The sequence below is a fragment of the Gordonia namibiensis NBRC 108229 genome, from assembly GCF_000298235.1.
Lineage (GTDB): Bacteria > Actinomycetota > Actinomycetes > Mycobacteriales > Mycobacteriaceae > Gordonia > Gordonia namibiensis.
On sequence record NZ_BAHE01000007.1, the window covers coordinates 54,019 to 74,636 of the forward strand.

The window sequence follows — 20,618 nt, forward strand, 5'->3', positions numbered from 1 at the left end:
GGCGGCGGTCTTCTCATTCAGCGAGCGAACCGGCGTCAGACGCTCAGGTACGCCCTCTCGATCCGGGCTGGATCTGCCCGCAACGCCTGGGCGGAGTCGTCGATCGCGATGCTGCCGTGGACGAGGATCCCGGCCCGGTCGGCGATGCTCAGGGCGAGCTGGACGTGCTGTTCGACGAGTACGACGGCCATCCCCCGCTCGTCCGCCAGCCTGCGGAGGACGTCGAGGATCTCGTCGACGATCACGGGTGCGAGTCCCATACTCAGCTCGTCGATGAGGAGCACTTTGGGTCGCTGCACGATGGCCCGGCCGATGGCGAGCATCTGCTGTTCACCACCGGAGAGTCGTCCCGCCTCGACCCCGAGGCGTTTCCGGAGCGAGGGGAAGTAACCGAGCACCTCCTCGATCGCCGCGGCACGATCGCCCCGTGCCTTCACCGCGAGGCGCAGGTTCGCGACGGTGGGCAGCTGACGGAACAGAGCGCGATCATCCGGCACGAGCACCAGTCCCGCCCGCACCGAATCCCGCGGGCGATCGGCCGGCAGGACCTTCCCGTCCACCGTCACCTCACCGGCGAAACGCGGCACCATTCCGGCGAGGGACATCAGGAGCGTCGTCTTCCCCGCACCGTTCGGCCCGAGGAGACAGGCGATCTGGCCGGCCTCGACGTCGAGGTCGACGTCCCGGACACACGGACGTTGCCGTACATAGCCCGCGGACAGTCCGCGGCAGCGGAGTGCGGTCATGACAGGACCTCCTCTGTTTCGACGGGGCGGGTCTCGACGGACGGGGTCTCGACGGATTCGACAGGTGCACCGAGATAGGCCCGGACGACCGCGGCGTCGGCGCGGATCTCGTCCGGCGTCCCCGTCGCGATGACCCGACCGAGGTCGAGCACGACGATCCGGTCGCAGATCGACAGGACGAGGTCCATGTCGTGGTCGACCATCAGGATCGACATCCCGGCATCGCGTGCCTTGCACAGACGCTCGCCCAGCCAGCGGCTCTCGCTCGAGTCGAGTCCGGCGGCCGGCTCGTCGAGCAGCGCGACGATCGGCGACATCGCGAGGACGCGTGCGACCGACACCAGCTGCCGGTGTCCCTGCGAGAGTGTCGCCACCTCGGCGTCGGCCAGTTCGGTGATGCCCAGGGTGGCGAGCACCGTGGACACGCGCTTGCCGATCGGTTCGTCGGACCGCGACCGGGTCGCCCCGACCGTCACGTTCTCGGCGACGGAAAGGTCGTCGTACAGTTCGACGTCCTGGAAGGACCGGCCCAGACCGCGCCTGCCCCGCACATGCGGACGCTGGGCGCTCACGTCGTCACCGTCGAGCGTCACCGTGCCTGTGGACGGGGCGAAACCGGTGATGGCGTCGATCACGGTCGTCTTACCCGCACCGTTGGGTCCGATGAGCCCGACGATCTCGCCGGGATACACCTCGAAGGTGACGTCGGCCGCGGCGACCACCGCACCGTAGGACACGCCCACACCGTCGACGGCGAGGGCCGCCCGGCTGCGGTCGACCGTCGGCGCCGGGGACGACGCGGTTGCCCGATCATACTCTGCCGCAATGGTGTTCGAGCGTCCACGACGGGACAGGGTCGGCCACGGGATCTTCGGGAGGCGGCTCGCGATGCCGTCGGGGTTCGCCATGACCGAGACGATCAGCAGGATGCCGCTGATCAGGGTGTAGTACTCGCCGGCGTGCAGGAAACGGTCGACGAGGATGTAGAGCAGACCGCCGGGCGCCATGAGCCCGGCCAGGATGCCGCCCGTGATCGAGGTGATACCGGCGATGTACATGACCGCGAACAGGCTGATACCCAGGAAGACCGTGAACGATTCGGCGGTCGCCAGGGTCTGCTGGTAGCCGAGCAGCGCGCCGCCCAGACCGGCGATGAAGGCTCCGATCGCAAACGCCGCCAACTTGGTTCGGGAAACGTCGATGCCGGTCGCGGCGGCCGACCGTTCGTTGGCGCGGACCGCAAGCATGTCGGTGCCGAGCGGACTACGACGCAGCCAGGCGACCCCCAGGGCCACGAGGGCCAGCGTGAACAGACACAGCAACCCGAACGCGATCCGCGGATAGCTCTCTCCCGCACCGATTCCGAGATCGATGCCGAAGATGCGCGGCGTGTCGATCGGGGCGCCGTTGACGCCGCCGTTCAGGGAGGGGTTCCGGAACCAGAACGCCTCGAGGAACACCGCGAGGGCGAGGGTCACCACGGTCAGCGGGAGCCCTCGGACCCGGAGCGCGGGTAGGCCGACCACCACACCGATGACGGTGGCGCCGAGGGCCGCCAGTATCGGTGCGAACGGGAACGGGATGCCGAGATGGGTGTTGAGCACCGACAGCGAGTAGGCGCCGACACCCGCAAGGGTCAACTGCGCCAACGACACCTGGCCGGCGTACCCGGTGACCACGACCTGGGAGAGCGCGACGATGCCGAAGATCATGCTGGTGATGATCGCCGCGCGGTAACTGCCGCCGGTCACCAGCAGTGCGATGACCGCGGCCGCGATCGCCACGAGCGCCGGGAGTAGAACGTGGTCGGGGCGGGGCGCCCGGCCGAGTGCCGGTCGGGCGACCGCACCGCGGTCGGGTAGCGGCCGACCCCGGACGACGAGGAAGGCCATGATCAGGATGAGCGGGATCGCTTCGCCCATACCCGTTTTCGGAAGCCAGTCGAAGGAGTTCTGGAGGTTGGTGACCTCGGACTGCAGGGCGCCGATGGCGATACCGGCGATGACGGTGAGCCAGATCGACGAGAAGTTGCCGACCAGGGTGGCGGCGAGCGCCGGCACGATGAACATGGTGTAGGCCACCGGGTTCAGGGTGACCAGCGGTGCGATGAGGATGCCACCGAGACCCGCCAGCACCGAGGACAGCGCCCAGTTGCTGAACGCGATCCGGTCGGGCGACAACCCGGTCAGGTAGGCACCCTTCTCCGATTCCGCGGCCGCCTCGGTGGCGATGCCGAATCGCGTGTACCGGAAGACCAGTGTGGTGACCACCGCCAGGCCGACGACGCAGCCGGCGAGCCACATCCGGTCCGTCGGGGCCCGGCTGTCGCCGATGGTGATGGTCTCGATCGGGAAGATCGGCTCCACGAGCGGGATCTCGGTTCCCACCCGCTGCGCGATGAGCGCCTGGAGCACGATCATCAGACCGATCGATGCGACCGCCTTGGCGACCACCGAGGCGTTGCGCATCGGACGGAAGATCAAGGCGTAGAACAAGAGTCCGAGGACAGCGGCGATCACCAGGGCGATCGCCATGGCCGGGACGACCCCAAGAGGCCCACCGAGATGGACCGTCTTGGGGAGTCCCGGTATCGGGACCATCAGCTCCCCTGTCCTCAGCAGGACATAGGTATAGGCGGTGTACAGAGCCACGGCGCCGGTCGCGAAGTTGACGACGCCGGAACTCTTGAAGGTCATGACGAGCGCGAGCCCGATGGCCGCGTACACCGCCCCGTTGCCGAGGCCGAGTACGAGATAGGAGAGATGGTCGGTCATGAATTGTCCTCGTGTGCCGGGCTAGGCGGCCGGCTGCTGGCCGGCCAGCTTCAGGTCGACCGGCACGCCTTCGTCGTTGACGGTTCCGTAGAGCATCTGGCTGGAGCACAGCGCAGGCATCTGCGGGAACGCCTTGCCATTACAGGTCACCGTGATGCCGCCGCCGGCGGGCATCTCGACGTCCTTGGCGGCCTTGATCGCCGCACCCAGCGAAGCCGGGGTCACGTCACCCTGGACACCACCGGCGGTACGCACGAACCCGAGCAGCACCTGGTAGCCCGACGCACCGGCGCCGGTGATCGACAGATCGGGTGCGTACTGACCCAGGACCGATCGGTACAGCACCGAGTCCGGGTTGTCGGACAGGTAGTCGGTCGCGGTGATACCGACGTTGCCCTTGACCGCGTCGAGGCCGATCACCTTGGTGACGTTGGGGTCCAGGCAGGTGGGGATCAGGATCTTCTCGACGTTCGGGTCGGCGGTCTGGACGGCCTTCAGCACGCCCGCGCAGGTCGCCGCGTCGGCGATGATGCTCACGCCGTCGGGCTTCTCGGACAGACCCGCCGACACCATCGGGGTCGGATCCGGCACGCCGAGCGGCAGGGGCACGACCTTCAGGTCCACACCGTAGGCACCGAAGACGGGCGTTCCCATCTGGGTGATGACGTTGCCCATCCCGCCGCCGTCACTGGCGAACAGGGTGACCGACTTCATCCCCTTGTCCTTGGCCCCACTGGCCATTGCGGTCAGCGTGCCGGGCAGCCCCGCCGACAGCGCGGCGACGTCGGGCGACGTCAGCTCGATCGGCGACACCGCATTGAGGGTGACGTAGGGGATCTTGGCGCCGGAGATGATCGGCACGATCACCTGTCCCATCGAGGTGCCCGGCGACAGCACCGCTGCGACCTTCTTCTCGACCAGTTCGTTGGCGCACTTGGTGGCCGAGGTCGGCTCCTCCTGCTGCTTGCAGACCACGAGTTCGATCGGCCGGCCGGCGAGGCCGCCGGCATTGTTGTTGACGTACTGCACCGCGGCTTCGGCGCCTTGTCGGTACTCGGGAATCGACACCGCGGCGCCGCCCTCGGGTGAGACGAATCCGATCTTGATCGGTTCGCCGGACGCCGGCTCCGAGGGGAGCGATGACGTCGAGGCCGACGAGGCGCTGTCGCTGGTGGAATCATCACTGCCACAGGCGGTGGCGCCGAAGGTGGCGACCAGGGCCAGGGCACCGACGCCGACGATGGTCCGCCGGTGCCGAATCAGTCCGCCGAGTTTCATATCGGGCTTCTCCTTCACGAGATGTGCGAGAACCCGCACCGGACGAGACATCCGACACGCACAGTTCCTCGCGTGATGCACATCACCCTCCGGGTGGCGGCAGTGAATTATGTGCGTACCGCCACGTGCCGGCGATGAGGCGTTCCCATTGACTGGGAGGTCGGAAAATCCGAGCCTGGAACGTCGCGTCGTTTGGTCAGACGACCCGAAATCAGGCCTGCCGCAGCCACTTCAGTCAGCACCCACGACAACGACCCGATCGGACGAACGCGCCGCCATATTATTGACAGTCCTCGCCAAAAATGGTGATGTAGCTCTCATGACGCTCGCCCCCGGCATGCCCCGGCGCCGTGGACGGCCGTCTGTCCTCGACACCGACGACGTCGTCGCCAAGGCATACCGCCTCTGGTCGACGCACGGTTTCGCGGCCACGAGCTGGCAGGACCTGGCCGCCGCGACCGGAGTGAGCGCGCGGACACTGTTGCGTCACTTCCCATCCAAATCCGACATCGCCTGGCTGGGCGTCGAACCGGCGACCGAACGCCTCACGGCCGCACTGGCCGCCACCGCCGCCGATGTCCCCCTCGGCGACGCCGTCCGCCACGCGATCGCCGAGTCCGTCTCACACGAACCGCACGTCCAACGGGTGAGCGCCGACTGGTTGCGGCTGATCTCGTCCGAGCCCGAACTCGTGGCGATGGCCCCCGCCGCGTACCGGCCGTGGATCGACGAACTCGCCGGCTACATCGGCAGACGACTCCCCGAGGCGCCGGCCTCCGTGTGCCGCGCGATCGCCACGGCGTACCAGGCGGCCACCTTCGACGCCCTGCTCAGCTGGGCCGAGCTCGCCCCGGACATCGACTCGGCCGACGCGGTGGAAGAGGCGCTTCGCTGGCTCACGATCACCGTCCCGGCCCCGTGACACACCGGGGACCGACCCCACTCCCCCTCCGACCACAGCCCGATCCGAAAGGAACCTCCATGACCGTCGAGAACCATTCCCCCACCACTTCGTTGCCGATCACGGAGTCCACTCCACCCGCACCTCCGCATCCCGACCCGCTGGCCCCGGCGAGGATCGGGCCCGTGGAACTGCGGAACCGGGTGATCAAGTCGGCGACCTTCGAAGGCGTGACCACGAATGCACTGGTCACCGATGCCCTCATCGACTTCCATGTCGCCGTCGGCGAGGGCGGTGTGGGCATGACCACGGTCGCCTACCTCGCGGTGGCACCCGAGGGAAGGACCGAACGCGACCAGATCTACTGGCGACCGGAGGCGCTACCCGGCCTACGCCGGCTCACCGAGGCCGTCCACGCCACCGGCGCGAAGATCTCGGCGCAGATCGGGCATGCCGGGCCGGTGGCCAACTCCCGCTCCACCGGCCTGCCGTCGATCGGACCGTCGACCCGGCCCAACCCTCTTGCGATGGCCCTCGACCGGGCTGCGACACCGGCCGACATCGCGCGCGTCATCGAAGCGCACGCCCAGGCCACGCGATACGCCAAAGAGGTCGGCTTCGACGCGGTCGAGGTCCATCTCGGCCACAACTACCTGGCGAGTTCGTTCCTGAGTCCGAAGCTCAATCACCGCAAGGACTCCTGGGGCGGGTCACTGGCCAACCGCGCCGAGTTCGCGCGCCGCATCCTGGCGGCGGTCCGCGAAGCCGCCGGCGACGACATCGCGGTTCTGGCGAAGATGAACATGGCCGACGGCGTCCCCGGCGGATTGTGGCTCGACGAATCCCTCCGCGTGGCAACGATGTTCGAGGCCGACGGCCATCTCGACGCACTGGAGCTGACCGGCGGGTCGTCCCTGCTCAATCCGATGTACCTCTTCCGCGGCGACGTGCCCGTGCGCGAGATGGCGGAGACCCAGAAGGGCATCGTCAAGCTCGGGATGAAGATGTTCGGCAACGTGGTGTTCTCCCACTACCCCTATGAGCCGCTGTACTTCCGCGACTTCGCGCGCCAGTTCCGCGACGCGCTCACGATGCCCCTGGTCCTGCTGGGCGGGATCACCGACCTCGAGGCCATGAACACCGCGATGTCGGACGGTTTCGAGTACGTCGCCATGGCGCGCGCGCTGCTTCGGGAGCCGGACCTGATCAATCGGATCGGCAAGGATCGCGAAGCGACCTCACTGTGCATCCATTGCAATCTGTGCGCGGCCAGCATCTTCACCGGCACCAGGTGCCCGCTGGTGGTCGAGCCGGCCCACTGACCCACGGGAAACCGGGACCAAGTTGCGTGACCTGCTTCACAAGCACACTCCGCTGTGGCATATTCCTAATCGAAATAGCGATGTCAGAGCGTTAGCTGCTGAAGGAGTGCCGACATGACGACGCTTGCCGACCCCGCCCCGATCTCGTGCGACCGGCCGGTGACACCCGTGAACGACGCGGCCCCGACCGCCGTCCTCGATCGCTTGTCGCTGGTCCTGGAGGCGTTCGCCGGGCGGGAGACGCTCAGCCTCGCGGAGGTCGTCGTCCGCACCGGGGTACCGAGGTCCTCGGCGCATCGCATGCTGGACCGTCTGGTCGCGATGCGGTGGCTCCGACGACAGGGCCGTGACTACAGCCTGGGCATCCGCCTCGTCGAGCTGGGGTCGCTGGCAGTCCACCAGGATCGGGTGCACTCGGCGTCCGCCGATCATCTCCACCACCTGTACCGGATCACCGGCATGGTCGTGCACCTCGCAGTTCTCGACGGCGACGACATCGTCTATCTGGACAAGATCGGCGGCCGGCTCGCGGCTCATGTGCCGACCCGGGTCGGTGGTCGCCTGCCGGCCGAGCGGACCGCGTTGGGGAACGCCCTGCTCGCCTTCAACGGCCGCAACCTCCCCGGTGACGCACTGGTCCGGGAGCGCGGGTTCGCCACGCACCGAGACGGGGCGCTCCGCGGGTTCGGGTGCATCGCCGCCCCCATCGGCCCCGCCGGTGAGGCGACGACCGCCGTGTCGATCTGTGGACCGTTGCGGGACATGGCTTTCGACCATCGGATGACCAGCCCGGTACAGCTCGCGGCCGGCGCGATCTGGCGGAGCCTGTCGGCCGGGGTGCGGGTGACACCGACACTTCAGCGCCGCGATCTCCTGCGTTCGCTACCCACCGCCGCGAGCGTGCTGTCCGAGGGATAGCCGCCGACCTCGCGCAACCCGTCAGTCCTCGACGGTCGACCGCCAGGTCCCCGGGTCCCGCGGGATCGGCAAACCGTTCTCGCCGTGTGCGGCGGACTCGCGGTAGCGGGTCGCCGCCGCATCGATGTCGTCGAGAAGCTCTCTGGCCAAACGGATCTCGGACTCGAAGTAGCGCTGCGACCACCGCAGACTCATCTGCGAGAAGGCCCAGGCCGGTTCGTCGTCGGAGTGCTCGGCGTGGACCCCGGCGCGGCGGGCCTGCTCGGTGAGATTGTCAATGTGGGCGTGCACCAGCTCCTTGAGTTGTTCCGGTTCCTGCAGATGACCCATCCAGAGGCGAAGCATCACACCGTGTTTGAGAACCGGCAGCTCCACGTCGGCGTCACTGGACCAGCTCCGCAACGCCGACACCCCCGCGTCGGTGATGCCGTACAGGCGCCTTCCCCGCTCACCGTCACCGGCGACCATCCGTGAGGTCACGAGCCCACGATCCTCGAGCCTCTTCAGTTCGGTGTACACCTGGCTCACCGAGGGACTCCAGTAGAAGAACCCGATGCTCCAGTCGGCCCACTTCTTCAGGTCGTTGCCCGTCAGTTCCTCGCCGAACGACAGCATCCCCAGCACCGCCCAGCTGGTCGCCGGGAGGTGCGGATGAGCAGCGCGGTCAGGTCCCATGGTCGTCTACCTTACAAAGCGCACCATGTCCTCGCGGTGGGTCAGCTCCCGGCTACCGGGAACCGTTGTCCGGAGCGGTGATACGGGCACCTACCGTGGTCACATGCCCGACGCCACCATCTACATCGTCGATCAGGTCGTCGTCCGACCCGGCCGCGCCCCGGAGTTCATCGACGCGTACCTGCACGAGTACGCGCCGTCCGCCCGCGAACGCGGCCTGACACTCGACCGGGTCCTGGTGAGTCCGCCGGCGTGGATCGACGGGGAGAACAACACGGTGACGGCGACGTGGACCGTGTCCGGGCCCGGCGACTGGTGGGCCGCGGCGGTCCGTGGCCGGCACGACCCCGAACCGTCCCGATGGTGGACGTCCATGGAGCCACTGATCGTCGAGCGCACCCGTTCGATGGCGGCCTCCGCCGACGATGTGGAGAAGCTGAACGATGTATAAGGTCACCGCGCTCCTCCACCTGGCCGACCCAGGAGACGACCTCGAGACCGCGGTCCTCGTCAAACGTCTCCGCGGCGTCGCCGAAGAGTCTCGGGCGCAGCGCATCCTGATCGAACCGACCCTGCCCGGGGTCCGCAACGGCGGGGATCTGCTCGTCCATCTCCAGTTCGCCGACGCCGGGGACTGGGAGGACACACGGGCGGTGCTCGACGCGGCCCTCGGGCACAGCGCGGTGCGACATGTCGATGCGGTGGAGTACCTCGGTGCGGACGGTCCGGGCACCACCGGCCGACGCGACGACGGCCCCTCGCCCACCGTCTACCGGACGCTGCTCCTGCGGGTCGACGAGACCGCACCGGCCGCCGAGGTCGACCGCTTCGAGAACGCCACGCTGGCGATGCCCGATCACCTGTCGGGAATCAGGGCATGGCAGTTGAGCCCGGTGATCCGGGCACGTGGCGCGTCGACGTGGACCCACGTCTGGGAGCAGGAGTTCGCCGATGTCGACGCTCTCACCGGCCAGTACATGATGCATCCGGTCCACTGGGGACTGGTCGACCGTTGGTTCGACCCGGAATGCCCGGATCGGATCATCTCCGATCGTGTCTGCCACAGCTACTGCCGGCTGCGGGCCCCGGTCATCTGATCCACCGACGAGACGACCGGGACCCGCACCTCCCTAGCGGGCCAGGAACGCCAGGACCACCGACTCCCAGGCTTCTTTCTGCTCGATCATCACCCAGTGGCCGCAGTTCGGGAAGATGTGGATCTCACCGTGGGGGATCATCCGCATCGGCAGGATGGACATGTCGACCGGGCTGACCCGGTCGTCACGTCCCCACGTGATCAGCGTCGGGACGGACAGCTTGCGCAGGTTCGCCCATCCGGGTGTCGCCTCCGACGACCGCATCGCCTGCGCCATCCGGTCGAGTGCGGCCCGCCCGTACATGGCCCTCGAACTGGCCAGCGTGTCCGGGTCGGTGGCCTGCTCCCACCGTTCGTCGATCATCTGATCGGTGATCAGCGATCGGTCGTAGACCATCGAATTCAGCCAGGCCACCAGGGATTCGCGGGACGGGTTGTCGACGAACTCGCCGAGCCGGATGATGCCCTCACCCGGTTGCGGGCCGAACAGACTCGTCCCGGCACCGCCGACCGTCACCAGCTTCTCCACCCGCTCCGGATCGGAGAGCGCGAAGTCGGTGGCGACGAAGCCGCCCATGGAGTTGCCGATGAGTCGCACACGGTCGAGGCCGAGGCCGTCGAGGAGAGCCCGGACAGCGGTCGGGGCCGAGTGCATCGGGTGAGGCGCGCCGAAACTGTCGCTGACCCCGAAGCCGGGGAACTCCAGGACGATGGTCCGGTAGTGCCGGGCGAGAACCGGCATGTTGCCGCTGAAGTTGCGCCAGCCGGTCACTCCGGGGCCGGAGCCGTGCAGCAACAGCAGAGGTGGTCCGTCGCCGGCCTCCCGATATCGCAATGTGCCGTGTTCGGTGGCGAGTTCACGGAGTTCGGGGACGCCCGACGTCTCCGTCTTCTCGCTCGCTCCGGTTGTCTCGATCGCGCTGTCGGTCACCATACTCGCAGAGTCCCACCTCCGCGACCGGCGTGACGGCACCCTTCCCATTCACCGGGCGTCGTTCAGTGCAGACGCGGAACGTTTTGTCCCACAGGGAGTTCGATACCACTCTCGGTGAGGGATTGCTCCGCGAACGCTTGATCGATGGTGCGGAGGAGCTGCTCGCACCCGTGGGTGTTCGCGCCGAAACCGGCACCGCTTCCGGCGTTCTCACGGGCCGCGATGAAAGGGCACTCGCGTGCGTCGAACGGCCACTGGATCGAGGTGTGCGCCGCGCTGAACTTCTCGACCAGCACCTCCCGGCCGCACCCGTGGCACGAGATGGGTTGCATGGTCATACAACGCCTCCGGCCGGATCCTCCGGACGAGCGATCCGACCGTAACCGCCGCGGTAGAACAACAGCGGCTCCTGGTCGGACGCGCGGAGATGATGCGCCCGCGCCACGACGATGGTGTGATCGCCCGCTGCGTGCTCGGCATCGAGCTCGGCGTCGATCCAGGCCAGTGCACCCGTCAGGACCGGGGCGCCCGAGGGCGCCGGTGTCCAGTCGACGTCGCGGAACTTGTCCGCACCGGGTGACGCCAGACGACGACAGACCGCTTCCTGCGAGTCGGCGAGGATGTTGATCGTGAACCGGCCTGCGGCACGCACGAGAGGCCATGACGTGCTGGTCAGGCCCACGCAGAACGCCACCAGCGGCGGATCGAGGGACACCGAGGTGAACGAGTTCGCCGCCAGCCCGACCGGTTCCCCGGAATCGGGATGGATACCGGTGATCGCCACGACGCCGGTGGCGAAGTGGCCCAGCACATGTCGCATCGATGCGCCGTCGACGATCGGCCCGTCGGTCATCTGGCTCACCGTGTCACCCCGCGAGCCGGCCGGCCGCGCTCAGTGCGGCGATGTACCCGTAGACAAGGCCCTGTCCGATGGTCGCGCCCGCACCGGGGTAGGTCGCGCCGAACGCATTCGCCGCGGTGTTGCCGGTGGCGTACAGACCGTCGATCACCGATCCGTCCTCGCGCAGCACACGAGCCCGGTCGTCGGCCTGCAGACCGCCGCACGTCCCGAGATCGCTCAACTCCAGGCGTACGGCGAACAGTCCGCCGCCGAGCGCGCGGAGCGTGGGATTCGGGCTGATGGTCGGATCGCCGTAGTACTGCTCGTAGGCGTTGGTGCCGCGCCCGAACTCATGGTCGACGCCGACGGCGGCCGCCGCGTTGAACGCGTCGAAGGTGTTCCGGAACGCGGTCTCGTCGACACCCATGTGGATGGCCAGGTCACCCGGATCATCCGCGCGGACCGCGATGCCGTGCTCGTACCACGCTCGGGGCAGCGGCTGCCCGGGGAAGAGGCTGCCCGCCATGAGGTAGCTGTTGCGGTATCGCTGGTCGAAGACCAGCCACATGGTCCCGACCGGGTCGCCCGCCTGCTCCCGGGCGAGTACCCGCTGCCCGAAGGTCATGTAGTCGAGTGCCTCGTTGATGAAGCGGCGCCCGGACGCATCGACGATGAACGACCCCGGCAGTGACCGCTCGGCCAAGAGCACCGACGGCGACCCGCCGGGTACGGCCGCGACCGCGGGGAACCACCACGCCTGATCCATCGACGCCACCCCCGCGCCCAGGTCCTGACCGATCTTGATCGCATCGCCCGTGTTCGTCGTGCAGCCCAGGCTGCTGTTCGCCGACAACGACTCCGATTGGAACTTGTGCCGCATCTCCATGTCGTGATCGAAACCGCCGGCCGCCAACACAACGCCTCGGCGCGCCCGCACGGTGACGTCGACGCCCTCCCGGTTCACCACGGCCCCCACCACCCGGCCGTCCTCGACGACGAGATCGACCATGGGGGTGTCGGTCCAGATCGGGATGTCCGCGGCCAGCGCGCCCGCGAACAGCCCGGCGGCGATCGCCTGTCCGCCGGCGGCATACCGGCGCTTGACGACGAGCCCCCCGAGCCCGATACCCAATGCCTTCACGATGCGGCGGAGCGAACGACTCGGCGTGCTGCGCAACAGGTTCAGCCATTTGTAGTCGGCACCGGTGATGGGCATGGGCAGGGGTGATTCCATCAACCCCGGTCGCAGACGTGCCTGTTCGGGGCCGAGCGTGGCGACGTCGAAGGGCTTGCACTCGCAGGTGCGGCCGACGGCGGAACCGCCCGGCTCGTCGGGGTGGTAGTCGGAGTAGCCGCGCGCCCACATGAACGTCATCGGCGTCGTCCGCTCGAGCATCGCGATGGCCTCGGGACCGTGTTCGAGGAAGGCGGCACCCCTCTCGGCAGGGGCGCTGTCGCCCACCACCGCGCGCACGTAGTCGGCCGCGGCCGCCGGGCCGTCGTCGGGTTGCTCACGGCGCAGGATCGGATTGCCAGGCACCCAGAATGCCCCGCCGGAGCGCGCCGTCGAACCCCCGACGTACTCCGACTTCTCCACCACCAGCGTCGACAGGGCTAGTTCGTGGCCGGCCAGGGCGGCCGCCAGTCCGGTACCCGAGCCGACGACCAGGAGATCGACGGTCGCAACGGTCTGTCCTACGGTCTCGCTCATGACCGGACCGCCTCGGCGGCTGGACTGCGGACGGTGGCGTCGACGAACGTCAGATCCTCGGGGTGTGGTTCTCGCAGCATCGTCCAGTAGTCGACGAGACGCCACGGGCACGGCACCACGGCCCGGCCGGCACTGTTCCGGTAGTAGCTGTTGACCTGACCTCCCGGATGCATCCACACCGTCTCGTCGAGCGCTTCGTCCACCCGCGCGTTGTACTCCGCGAGCGCCTCGGGTCGCACATCCATGGACTGGTGATCGTTCTCGATCAGGTACTGCAGGCACTCGACGATGTAGTGCACCTGCTCCTCGCTCGTGATGTTGTGCCCGGCACCGTGATTGGGTCCGGAGTTGGGTCCGGAGGTGACGAACAGGTTCGGGAATCCAGACACCTGCACGCCCAGGTATGCACGCGGGTCCTCGCCGCCGTCCCACACCTGCGCCAGGCTCCTGCCGTCGCGGCCGACGATGTCGATCGCGGTGGTGAACTGCAGTTTGAACCCGGTGGCCAGGATGATGACGTCGGCCTCGAGGAACTCCCCCTCGGTGGTGCGCACCCCGTCGGCGGTCACCTCGGCGAACGACGCGCGATGCAAGGAGACGTGATCGCGTTTGAGGGCCGCGTAGAAACCGGGGTCCTTGACGATCCGCTTGGCGTAGGGCCGGAAGTCGGGGGTCAGCTTCGCCATGAGTTCGGGATCGTCGGCGAAGTTGTCCTGCAGATACTTCTGCGCGTTGCGGAGCACCATGTCGTTCTCGGCCGAGGCCGAGAAATGCGTCGCCGCCCATTCCGGGTCCACTCGCGGCAGGCGGTACAGGTTGTCCGACGCGAACCAGTAGGACCGCAACCGGAACCACTCGTGGTAGAAGGGCAGGTGAGCGAGGGCCCACCGTTGTTCTGCGGCAACGTCGTTGACGACTGCTCGCTCCGGAACGATCCAGTGGGGGGATCGTGCGACGACGTCGAGAGAGGCGACCTGGTCGACGATGCTCGCCACCACCTGCACCGAGGTGCACCCGGTGCCGAGAACGATCACCTTCTTGCCGGCCAGATCCAGCGCCGGATCCCATTGCGCGGTGTGCACAACCGTCCCGGCGAAGGTGTCGAGGCCCGGGACGTCGGGGATGTTGGGTGCGTTCAACATGCCGAGTGCACTGACCACCGCACGCGCCGAACGCGTCGAGATCGTGCCCGCGGCATCGCGGATGACGACCTGCCACCGCTGATCACCCTCGGACCAGGTCGCGGAGACCACCTCGGTGTTCAGCCGGATGTGTTCGCGGAGGCTGTATTTGTCCACCACGGACAGCAGGTACCGCTGGTACTCGGGTCCGGTCGGGTAGTACCGGGTCCACTCGGGGTTGAGTTCGAACGAGTAGGAGTAGTAGTGACTCGGCGTGTCGACCGCTGCACCGGGGTAGAGGTTGCGGTGCCAGGTGCCGCCGATGTCGCTGCGCGCCTCGAACACCGTGTAGGAGAAGCCGGCCTCCCCCAGCTTGATCGCCGCGTTGATACCCGTGATCCCGGCGCCGATGACGATGACATCGAAGTCGGCGGGAGGAGCCACCGTCACCGGGACGTTCCGCCGGTCGCTGACGAATCCGGCCTGCTCCAAGAGGAGAGGGACGAACTCATCGTCGACCACCTGCGAGGTCGCCACCCGAGCCATGTCGGCGAAGACCTCGTCCGGCGGCACCCCCATGACGGCGGTCAGGTCGGAACCGACGAGGAGTTCGACGGCGCGTTCACGGATGTCGGCGACCACGTCCGCGGGGTACACGCCGGCAGGCAGGGCGTTGCTGTTCGCCGTCTGGTAGTGCGTTCCCGGTACGGAGATCTCGAGCCTGGACCCGAACTCCTCGAGCAGACCCAGATCGCCGGTCACGTGGATCAGTGACATCAGCAGGGGCGCCGGATCACAGTTCGCGATCGCGGCTCGCAGGGCTGCCTCGTCGACGGATGCCGAATCGGCGGCGCCTGAGTGGGTGGTCGCAGATACTGCGTTGGTCATCATGCACCTTCCGGTACTGGCACACCCATTCGGGTGAGCATGTCTCGTGGGTCGGCGGGCGGGGCGAGGTCGAGCAGTTGCCGGCCCCGCCGATGCGCTGCGGCCATGCACATCTCGTCGTCGGAGTGGATCCAGAACTCACCGGCCGCGATCTGATCGAGCATGTGGGCAGCGGCGTCGAGGGGATCGAGTCCGCGTTCGACGTTGTCGCGCTGCATCGCGGCGAACACCGCGTTGGCCGTGGGATTGTCGGTCGGGGCCTCGCGCAGTGCCGACCGGAAGATGTCGCTGCGGATCGAGTGCGGTATCACCGCACTCACCTGGATCGGTGCGCCGACGATGGACAGGTCCTGGTGGAGGCACTCGGTCATCGCCAGCACAGCATGCTTGCTGACGATGTACGGGGCCTGCACCGCAACGGCATTCAGGCCGCCGACCGAGGAGAGGTTGGCGATGCACGACGGGGTCCCGGCCGCGATCATCCGCGGCACGAACGACTTGATGCAGTAGAAGACACCGTCGACGTTGATCTGCATGAGCCGCCGCCACCGGGCGTCGTCGATCTCCCAGATCAACCCGGCCGATTCGATCCCGGCGTTGTTGATCAGCAATTCCACACTGCCGTGGCCCTCGAACACCGCGGCCGCGAACTCCTCGACCCCGCGGGGGTCACCGACGTCGACGGCGTAGGCGCTCGCCCGACCGCCGGCAGCACCGATGCCGTCGGCGACGGCCGCGGCGCGATCGCGATCGATGTCGGCCACCACCACGTGCATCCCGAGAAGGCCCACGCGACGCGCGAATCCCTCGCCGATACCGGCCGCGGCACCGGTGACCACTGCAGTCCCCGACGAAAACCGCTGTGCTGCTTCGTTGGTCATGATTCCTGTCTCGCTCGATTCTGATCGTGGCCCGTCACGTCTGTTCGGCGTTCACACGCCGGCCGGCACGATGTGGGGGTTGGCCCAGGACGGTGGTTCGAGTGGCGGGAGCTGGGTGCGGCCGTCCACCGAGAACACCGGTGTCCCGGTGGCCCACGGATAGTGGAGGCTGAAGGCGACGAGGCCTGTGCGCTCGGCGGCCGGGAGCGTGCACATCTCCAGGACGGTCTGTGCCAGATAGTCCACCGGCTCGGTCTCGTAGCCGGCCGGCAGCAACGCCTCGGCGCCGGGGGTCATGATCGCCGTCGACGGTCCGACCGCGTTGACCGCGATGTTGTCGTCGAGCAACTCGGCCGCGAGGCCCTGGGTGAACCGGTGCTGCGCCGCCTTGGCCGATGCGTAGATCACGTCGCCGGAGGTCTTGTTGTACTCCCGGAACGGCCGGATGGGGCTCAGCCCGGTCGAGGAGCCGATGTTCACGATCCAACCCGCACCGTTGCGCCGCATGTGCGGGATCGCCTTCTGGGACAGGAGGAACGGCACCTTGAGGTAGTGCTCGATCGTCCGGTCGAAGGTCGCCACGCTCATGTCCTCGACGGACGAGTAGTCGGCGAAGCCGGCGTTGTTGACCAGGATGTCGATGCCGCCGGCGGCCTCGACCACCTCGTCGACGAGGCGGTCGCGCTGTGCGGGATTCTCGAGATCGGCGGTGATCGCGTGGGCGGTTCCCCCGGCCTCCTCGATCAGGTGCACGGTCTCGTCGAGGGTTCCGGAGATCAACAGCTTCTCGCCGTTGCGGATCGACGGCGACGGCGTCGAGGATCGCGCGGTCACCACGACGGTCGCCCCGGCGCTCGCGAGCCGCCGGGCGATGCCGCGCCCGATCCCGCGGCTGCTGCCGGTCACCAGCGCGACCTTGCCGCTCAACTGCTGTGTCCCCGACTGCTGCGGTGTCACGGTGCGCTCCTGACATCGTCGTCCGCAGGAGTCGCCGCGAGAACGTCGCGGATCATCTGCCAGACCTTCTCGCGAGCGGGTGGCGTGAGCGAGAGTTGCGGAAAGGTGAGGAAGCCGTGGAAGAGTCCGTCGAATCGATGAGCGATCACCGGGACACCGGCGGCCTCGAGCAATCGGGCGTACTCCTCCCCGGCCGAACACGGCGGGTCGAGTTCGGCGGTGGCCACCACCGCCGGGGGCAGACCGGCCAATGTGTCTGCGCTGGTGGGGATCACCAGGGCGCTGTGCCGCCCCTGGGGTGCGTACTGCTCCCAATACCACCGCATGGCCTTGGTCGTGTTGTAGTACCCGACTCCGTAGTCGCGGTACGACGCGGTGTCGAAATCGTCGTCGATCACCGGGTACAGCAGGACCTGGGCGCACACCTTCGGCCCGTTGCGGTCGCGGGCGGCCAGACTGGTCGTGGCGGCCAGGTTTCCGCCCGCGCTGTCGCCGGCGAGCGCGATGCGGTGCGGGTCCCCACCGAACCCGGAGATGTTCTCCGACGTCCAGCACAGTGCCCGATAGACATCCTCCATCGCTGCCGGGGCCCGGTGTTCGGGCGCGAGACGGTAGTCGACCGCCACCACGACCGCACCCACTTCCGCCGCCATCGATCGACAGAACTCGTCGTGGCTGTCCAGGTCGCAGAAGACGAACCCGCCGCCGTGGGCGAACACGACGACCGGCAGACCTCCGCTCCTGTCCGCGTCGTCGGAATCGCGGTGCGGCACGAACACTCGCAGCGCCAGGTCGCCGCCCGGTCCGTCGATCGTGAGATCGCGGGCGGTCGCCATGTCCGGCTGTCGGGTGAGCGGAGCACGCCGAGACACGATGATCTCCCGCAGCTCGCGGGGATCATGTTCGGTCACGTCGGGGAATCCTGCTTCGAGGGCGGTCAGCATCGCTTCGACGTCGGGATGCAGGTCGCTACGACGACTCATGTCGGTGTCCTATCCGTCGGTGTTCCATCCGTCTGGATGGTGTGGGATCGCGTCATCGGGTCAGGTGATCTCGAAGCCCTTGTAACCGGCCTCGGCCACCTCGGCGCACACGTTCGCGTAGTTCCCGAACCCGCCGATGTACGGCATGAAGACGCGGGGTTTACCCTCGATGTTGGCGCCCATGTACCACGAGTTCGCCGAGGGGAACAGGGTGCCGGCCGCCTTGGCCGAACACTCGGCGACCCAGCTGTCGACCGCGTCGTTCTCCGCCTCGATGGTCGCCGAATTGTGTTCGTCGAGATGACGGATGGCGTCGGCGACCCAGTCCACATGCTGTTCGGCACCGAGGACCATGTTGGCCAGGACGCTCGGGCTCCCCGGCCCGGTGAGGATGAACATGTTCGGGAAGCCGTGCACCGCCAGGCCGAGGTAGGTGCGGGGCCCCGCGGCCCATTCCTCGGTGAGAGTGCGTTCGCCACGTCCGCGGATGTCGATGCGGGACAACGATCCGGTCATCGCGTCGAACCCGGTGGCGAAGATGAGCATGTCGAGCTCGATGTTCTCCCCCGAGGTCCGGACCCCGGTCCTGGTGATCTCCTCGATCGGGGTCTCGCGCAGGTTGACCAGGGTCACGTTGCTGCGGTTGAACGTCTCGAAATACCCACTGTCGGTGACGATCCGCTTGGTGCCGATCGGGTGATCCGTCGGGATCAGGATGTCGGCGACGGCCGGGTCCCGGACGATCTCCCGGATGCGCGCCTCGACGTATTCACGCGCGGTGTCGTTGGCCGCGAGGTTGGTGGTCTGGTCGGGGAACGCCTTGGCGAACAGATAGCCGCCGCGTTGCCACCACTCGTCGTAGACGCGGGTACGTTCCGCCTCGTCCACCTCGAGTGCACCCTTGGGGTACGGAGCGTTCGGGGTCCCTCCCCCGCTCATCCGGGAGAGCCGGCGGCGTTCGGCGTAGTTGGCCTTGACCTCGGCGATGGTCTCCTCGGACAGCGGCCGGTTACCCGCGGGGATGGAGTAGTTGGGACTGCGCTGGAACACCACGAGGTGTTCGGCACTCTCGGCGATCACCGGGATCGACTGGATGCCCGACGACCCGGTGCCGATGACACCCACGCGTTTGCCGGCGAAATCGACGTCGTGATGCGGCCATTCACCGGTGTGGTAGGTCTCACCGGCGAACAGATCACGGCCCGGGATGTCGGGTTTGTTGGTCGCGGAGAGAACGCCGGTCGCCATGATCAGGAACCGCGCGGTCACGGTGGAGCCGGTGTCGGTGCTCACCGACCACTGCGCGAGTTCCTCGTCGTAGGTGGCCGCGGTGACCCGTGTGAGGAAGTCGAAGGCACTTCGGAGGTCGAACCGGTCCGCGACATGACGCAGGTAGGCGAGGATCTCCGCCTGCGTCGCGAAACGCTCGGTCCAGGTCCATTCCTGTTGCAGGTCTTCGTCGAATGAGTACGAGTAGTCGATGCTCTCCACATCGCACCGCGCCCCGGGGTACCGATTGTGGTACCAGGTTCCGCCGACGTCCGCGGCGGACTCGAAACCGTGCACGTCGAGGCCCTCGCCGCGGAGCTTGTGGACGGCGTAGAGGCCGGAGATGCCCGCGCCGATGACGATCACGTCGTGATCGGTCGTCCGCGCCCCCTGCGTGTCTGAGATGGTCACGATGCTGACTCCTTGGCCTGCCGGGCCCACATCCACTCGTGGCCCCAATAACTGTCGGCGGTGATTTCTTCTGCGGTGTAATGAGTTTCGTCGACCAGCATCCCGCCGGTGCCGTACTCGATGTCCCAACCACCCGGTACCCGGACGTAGAACGAGACCATCTTGTCGTTGGTGTGCCTGCCCAGAGTCGATGAGACCGGGAAGTCGCGGGCCATGACCTGGTCGTACGCCCGGCCGACGGCGTCGAGTTCGTCGACCTCGACCATCACGTGGATGAGCCCGGGGTCACGCCCTTCCAGCGCCGGCATTATGGCGAGGCTGTGGTGCCGCTGGTTGATCCCGAGGAAGCGGATCCTCGACGGCGGCATCCCGGGCGGCGTGGGCATCCGGAACGCCCCCCGCGGCAGGAATCCCAGTGTCTCGGTGTAGAACACGTAGGACTCGTCGAAGTTGGCCGTCGGCATCACGACGTGCCCCAGCCCCTGGGGGCCGGTGATGAACTTCTGTCCGTACCTGGTGAGAACCGGGCTGTGGTCGAGCACCGGGCCGTGGAAGATCTCGAGCGGCGTTCCGCCGGGATCCTTCAGGCTGATGCCGGCCTCGATCCGTCGGTGATCACACAGGTCCTGGTCCATCTCCGAGTACGGGGTCCCGGCCTCGTCGAGCACTCGCCGGAGTTCGGCGAGTGCGAGGTGGTCGCGCACCTCCCAGCCGACTGCCGTGACCCGGTCGGCATTGCCTCGTTCCACAGTTATCCGAGCTGTGCGCTCGTCCATCCGGAAGTGAAGCGCATCCTCTTCGGGTCCGGTCCCCGGCGCGAATCCTAGTACCTCGAAACCCAACTCGCGCCACCGATCGATGTCGGTGGCCATCACCCGTACGTAGCCGAGCGCTGCGATCAGACCCATCGTC

General features: G+C 67.7%; 19 protein-coding genes. 5 read left to right on the plus strand and 14 right to left on the minus strand.

Going from position 1 to position 20,618, the window contains the following annotated elements; all coding sequences use genetic code 11:
* Window positions 1-35: 35 nt before the first annotated feature.
* From GONAM_RS03535 to GONAM_RS03545, 3 genes are read right to left on the minus strand one after another with little or no spacing between them, the layout of a single operon-like run.
* Window positions 36-746, minus strand: a complete 711-nt coding sequence (locus GONAM_RS03535; protein WP_006865402.1) for an ABC transporter ATP-binding protein — start codon at window positions 744-746, stop codon at window positions 36-38.
* Window positions 743-3,520 carry a branched-chain amino acid ABC transporter permease/ATP-binding protein gene (locus tag GONAM_RS03540; RefSeq protein ID WP_006865403.1) on the minus strand — a complete coding sequence of 926 codons (2,778 nt, stop codon included), beginning with the start codon at window positions 3,518-3,520 and terminating at the stop codon, window positions 743-745. Before GONAM_RS03540 ends, GONAM_RS03535 begins: the two co-directional genes overlap by 4 nt.
* Before the next feature lie 21 nt (window positions 3,521-3,541).
* Entirely contained in the window at window positions 3,542-4,798 is a 1,257-nt protein-coding gene (locus GONAM_RS03545; protein ID WP_006865404.1) for an ABC transporter substrate-binding protein, read from the minus strand.
* 319 nt (window positions 4,799-5,117) lie between these two features.
* On the opposite strand from GONAM_RS03545, the gene GONAM_RS03550 reads away from it, so the two are divergent.
* The 3 genes from GONAM_RS03550 to GONAM_RS03560 all read left to right on the plus strand — a co-directional run bounded on the left by GONAM_RS03550 (window position 5,118) and on the right by GONAM_RS03560 (window position 7,939).
* Entirely contained in the window at window positions 5,118-5,720 is a 603-nt protein-coding gene (locus GONAM_RS03550; RefSeq protein ID WP_006865405.1) for a TetR/AcrR family transcriptional regulator, read from the plus strand.
* Between the two features lie 59 nt (window positions 5,721-5,779).
* Window positions 5,780-7,021 carry an NADH:flavin oxidoreductase gene (locus GONAM_RS03555; RefSeq protein ID WP_006865406.1) on the plus strand — a complete coding sequence of 414 codons (1,242 nt, stop codon included), beginning with the start codon at window positions 5,780-5,782 and terminating at the stop codon, window positions 7,019-7,021.
* Window positions 7,022-7,135: 114 nt separating this feature from the next.
* Entirely contained in the window at window positions 7,136-7,939 is an 804-nt protein-coding gene (locus GONAM_RS03560; RefSeq protein ID WP_006865407.1) for an IclR family transcriptional regulator, read from the plus strand.
* A gap of 21 nt (window positions 7,940-7,960) precedes the next feature.
* On the opposite strand, the gene GONAM_RS03565 is transcribed toward GONAM_RS03560, so the two are convergent.
* The gene (locus GONAM_RS03565) at window positions 7,961-8,614 is read right to left on the minus strand and encodes a PadR family transcriptional regulator (protein ID WP_006865408.1); all 654 of its coding nucleotides are present in this window, start codon (window positions 8,612-8,614) and stop codon (window positions 7,961-7,963) included.
* 103 nt (window positions 8,615-8,717) lie between these two features.
* On the opposite strand from GONAM_RS03565, the gene GONAM_RS03570 reads away from it, so the two are divergent.
* Together GONAM_RS03570 and GONAM_RS03575 are read left to right on the plus strand one after the other, a co-directional pair.
* Complete coding sequence (locus GONAM_RS03570; RefSeq protein WP_040535266.1) at window positions 8,718-9,065, plus strand: hypothetical protein; 348 nt, start codon at window positions 8,718-8,720, stop codon at window positions 9,063-9,065.
* Window positions 9,058-9,711: a Dabb family protein gene (locus tag GONAM_RS03575; protein ID WP_006865410.1), complete on the plus strand. Its 654-nt coding sequence runs from the start codon at window positions 9,058-9,060 to the stop codon at window positions 9,709-9,711. The genes GONAM_RS03570 and GONAM_RS03575 overlap by 8 nt, the downstream gene beginning before the upstream one ends.
* A 33-nt stretch (window positions 9,712-9,744) precedes the next feature.
* Here GONAM_RS03575 and GONAM_RS03580 read toward each other — a convergent pair whose 3' ends face one another.
* The 10 genes from GONAM_RS03580 to GONAM_RS03625 form a co-directional block, all read right to left on the minus strand.
* The gene (locus GONAM_RS03580; protein WP_006865411.1) at window positions 9,745-10,644 is read right to left on the minus strand and encodes an alpha/beta fold hydrolase; all 900 of its coding nucleotides are present in this window, start codon (window positions 10,642-10,644) and stop codon (window positions 9,745-9,747) included.
* Between the two features lie 62 nt (window positions 10,645-10,706).
* Entirely contained in the window at window positions 10,707-10,940 is a 234-nt protein-coding gene (locus GONAM_RS03585) for a hypothetical protein (RefSeq protein WP_245548564.1), read from the minus strand.
* A 38-nt stretch (window positions 10,941-10,978) separates the two neighbouring features.
* On the minus strand, window positions 10,979-11,497 hold the full coding sequence (locus GONAM_RS03590) for a flavin reductase family protein (RefSeq protein ID WP_040535269.1): 519 nt from the start codon (window positions 11,495-11,497) through the stop codon (window positions 10,979-10,981).
* Window positions 11,498-11,510: 13 nt separating this feature from the next.
* Entirely contained in the window at window positions 11,511-13,196 is a 1,686-nt protein-coding gene (locus GONAM_RS03595) for a 3-ketosteroid-delta-1-dehydrogenase (RefSeq protein ID WP_006865414.1), read from the minus strand.
* Window positions 13,193-15,205: a flavin-containing monooxygenase gene (locus GONAM_RS03600; RefSeq protein WP_006865415.1), complete on the minus strand. Its 2,013-nt coding sequence runs from the start codon at window positions 15,203-15,205 to the stop codon at window positions 13,193-13,195. Before GONAM_RS03600 ends, GONAM_RS03595 begins: the two co-directional genes overlap by 4 nt.
* Window positions 15,205-16,086, minus strand: coding sequence for an SDR family NAD(P)-dependent oxidoreductase (locus GONAM_RS03605; protein WP_006865416.1), 882 nt, complete (start codon window positions 16,084-16,086; stop codon window positions 15,205-15,207). The genes GONAM_RS03600 and GONAM_RS03605 overlap by 1 nt, the downstream gene beginning before the upstream one ends.
* A 51-nt stretch (window positions 16,087-16,137) precedes the next feature.
* Window positions 16,138-17,043: an SDR family NAD(P)-dependent oxidoreductase gene (locus GONAM_RS03610; protein ID WP_006865417.1), complete on the minus strand. Its 906-nt coding sequence runs from the start codon at window positions 17,041-17,043 to the stop codon at window positions 16,138-16,140.
* Window positions 17,040-18,026 (minus strand): alpha/beta hydrolase, encoded by a 987-nt coding sequence (locus GONAM_RS03615; RefSeq protein ID WP_006865418.1) that lies wholly within the window; start codon window positions 18,024-18,026, stop codon window positions 17,040-17,042. The genes GONAM_RS03610 and GONAM_RS03615 overlap by 4 nt, the downstream gene beginning before the upstream one ends.
* A gap of 60 nt (window positions 18,027-18,086) precedes the next feature.
* Window positions 18,087-19,706, minus strand: a complete 1,620-nt coding sequence (locus tag GONAM_RS03620) for a flavin-containing monooxygenase (RefSeq protein WP_006865419.1) — start codon at window positions 19,704-19,706, stop codon at window positions 18,087-18,089.
* Window positions 19,703-20,614, minus strand: a complete 912-nt coding sequence (locus tag GONAM_RS03625) for a VOC family protein (protein WP_006865420.1) — start codon at window positions 20,612-20,614, stop codon at window positions 19,703-19,705. The genes GONAM_RS03620 and GONAM_RS03625 overlap by 4 nt, the downstream gene beginning before the upstream one ends.
* Window positions 20,615-20,618 lie beyond the last annotated feature (4 nt).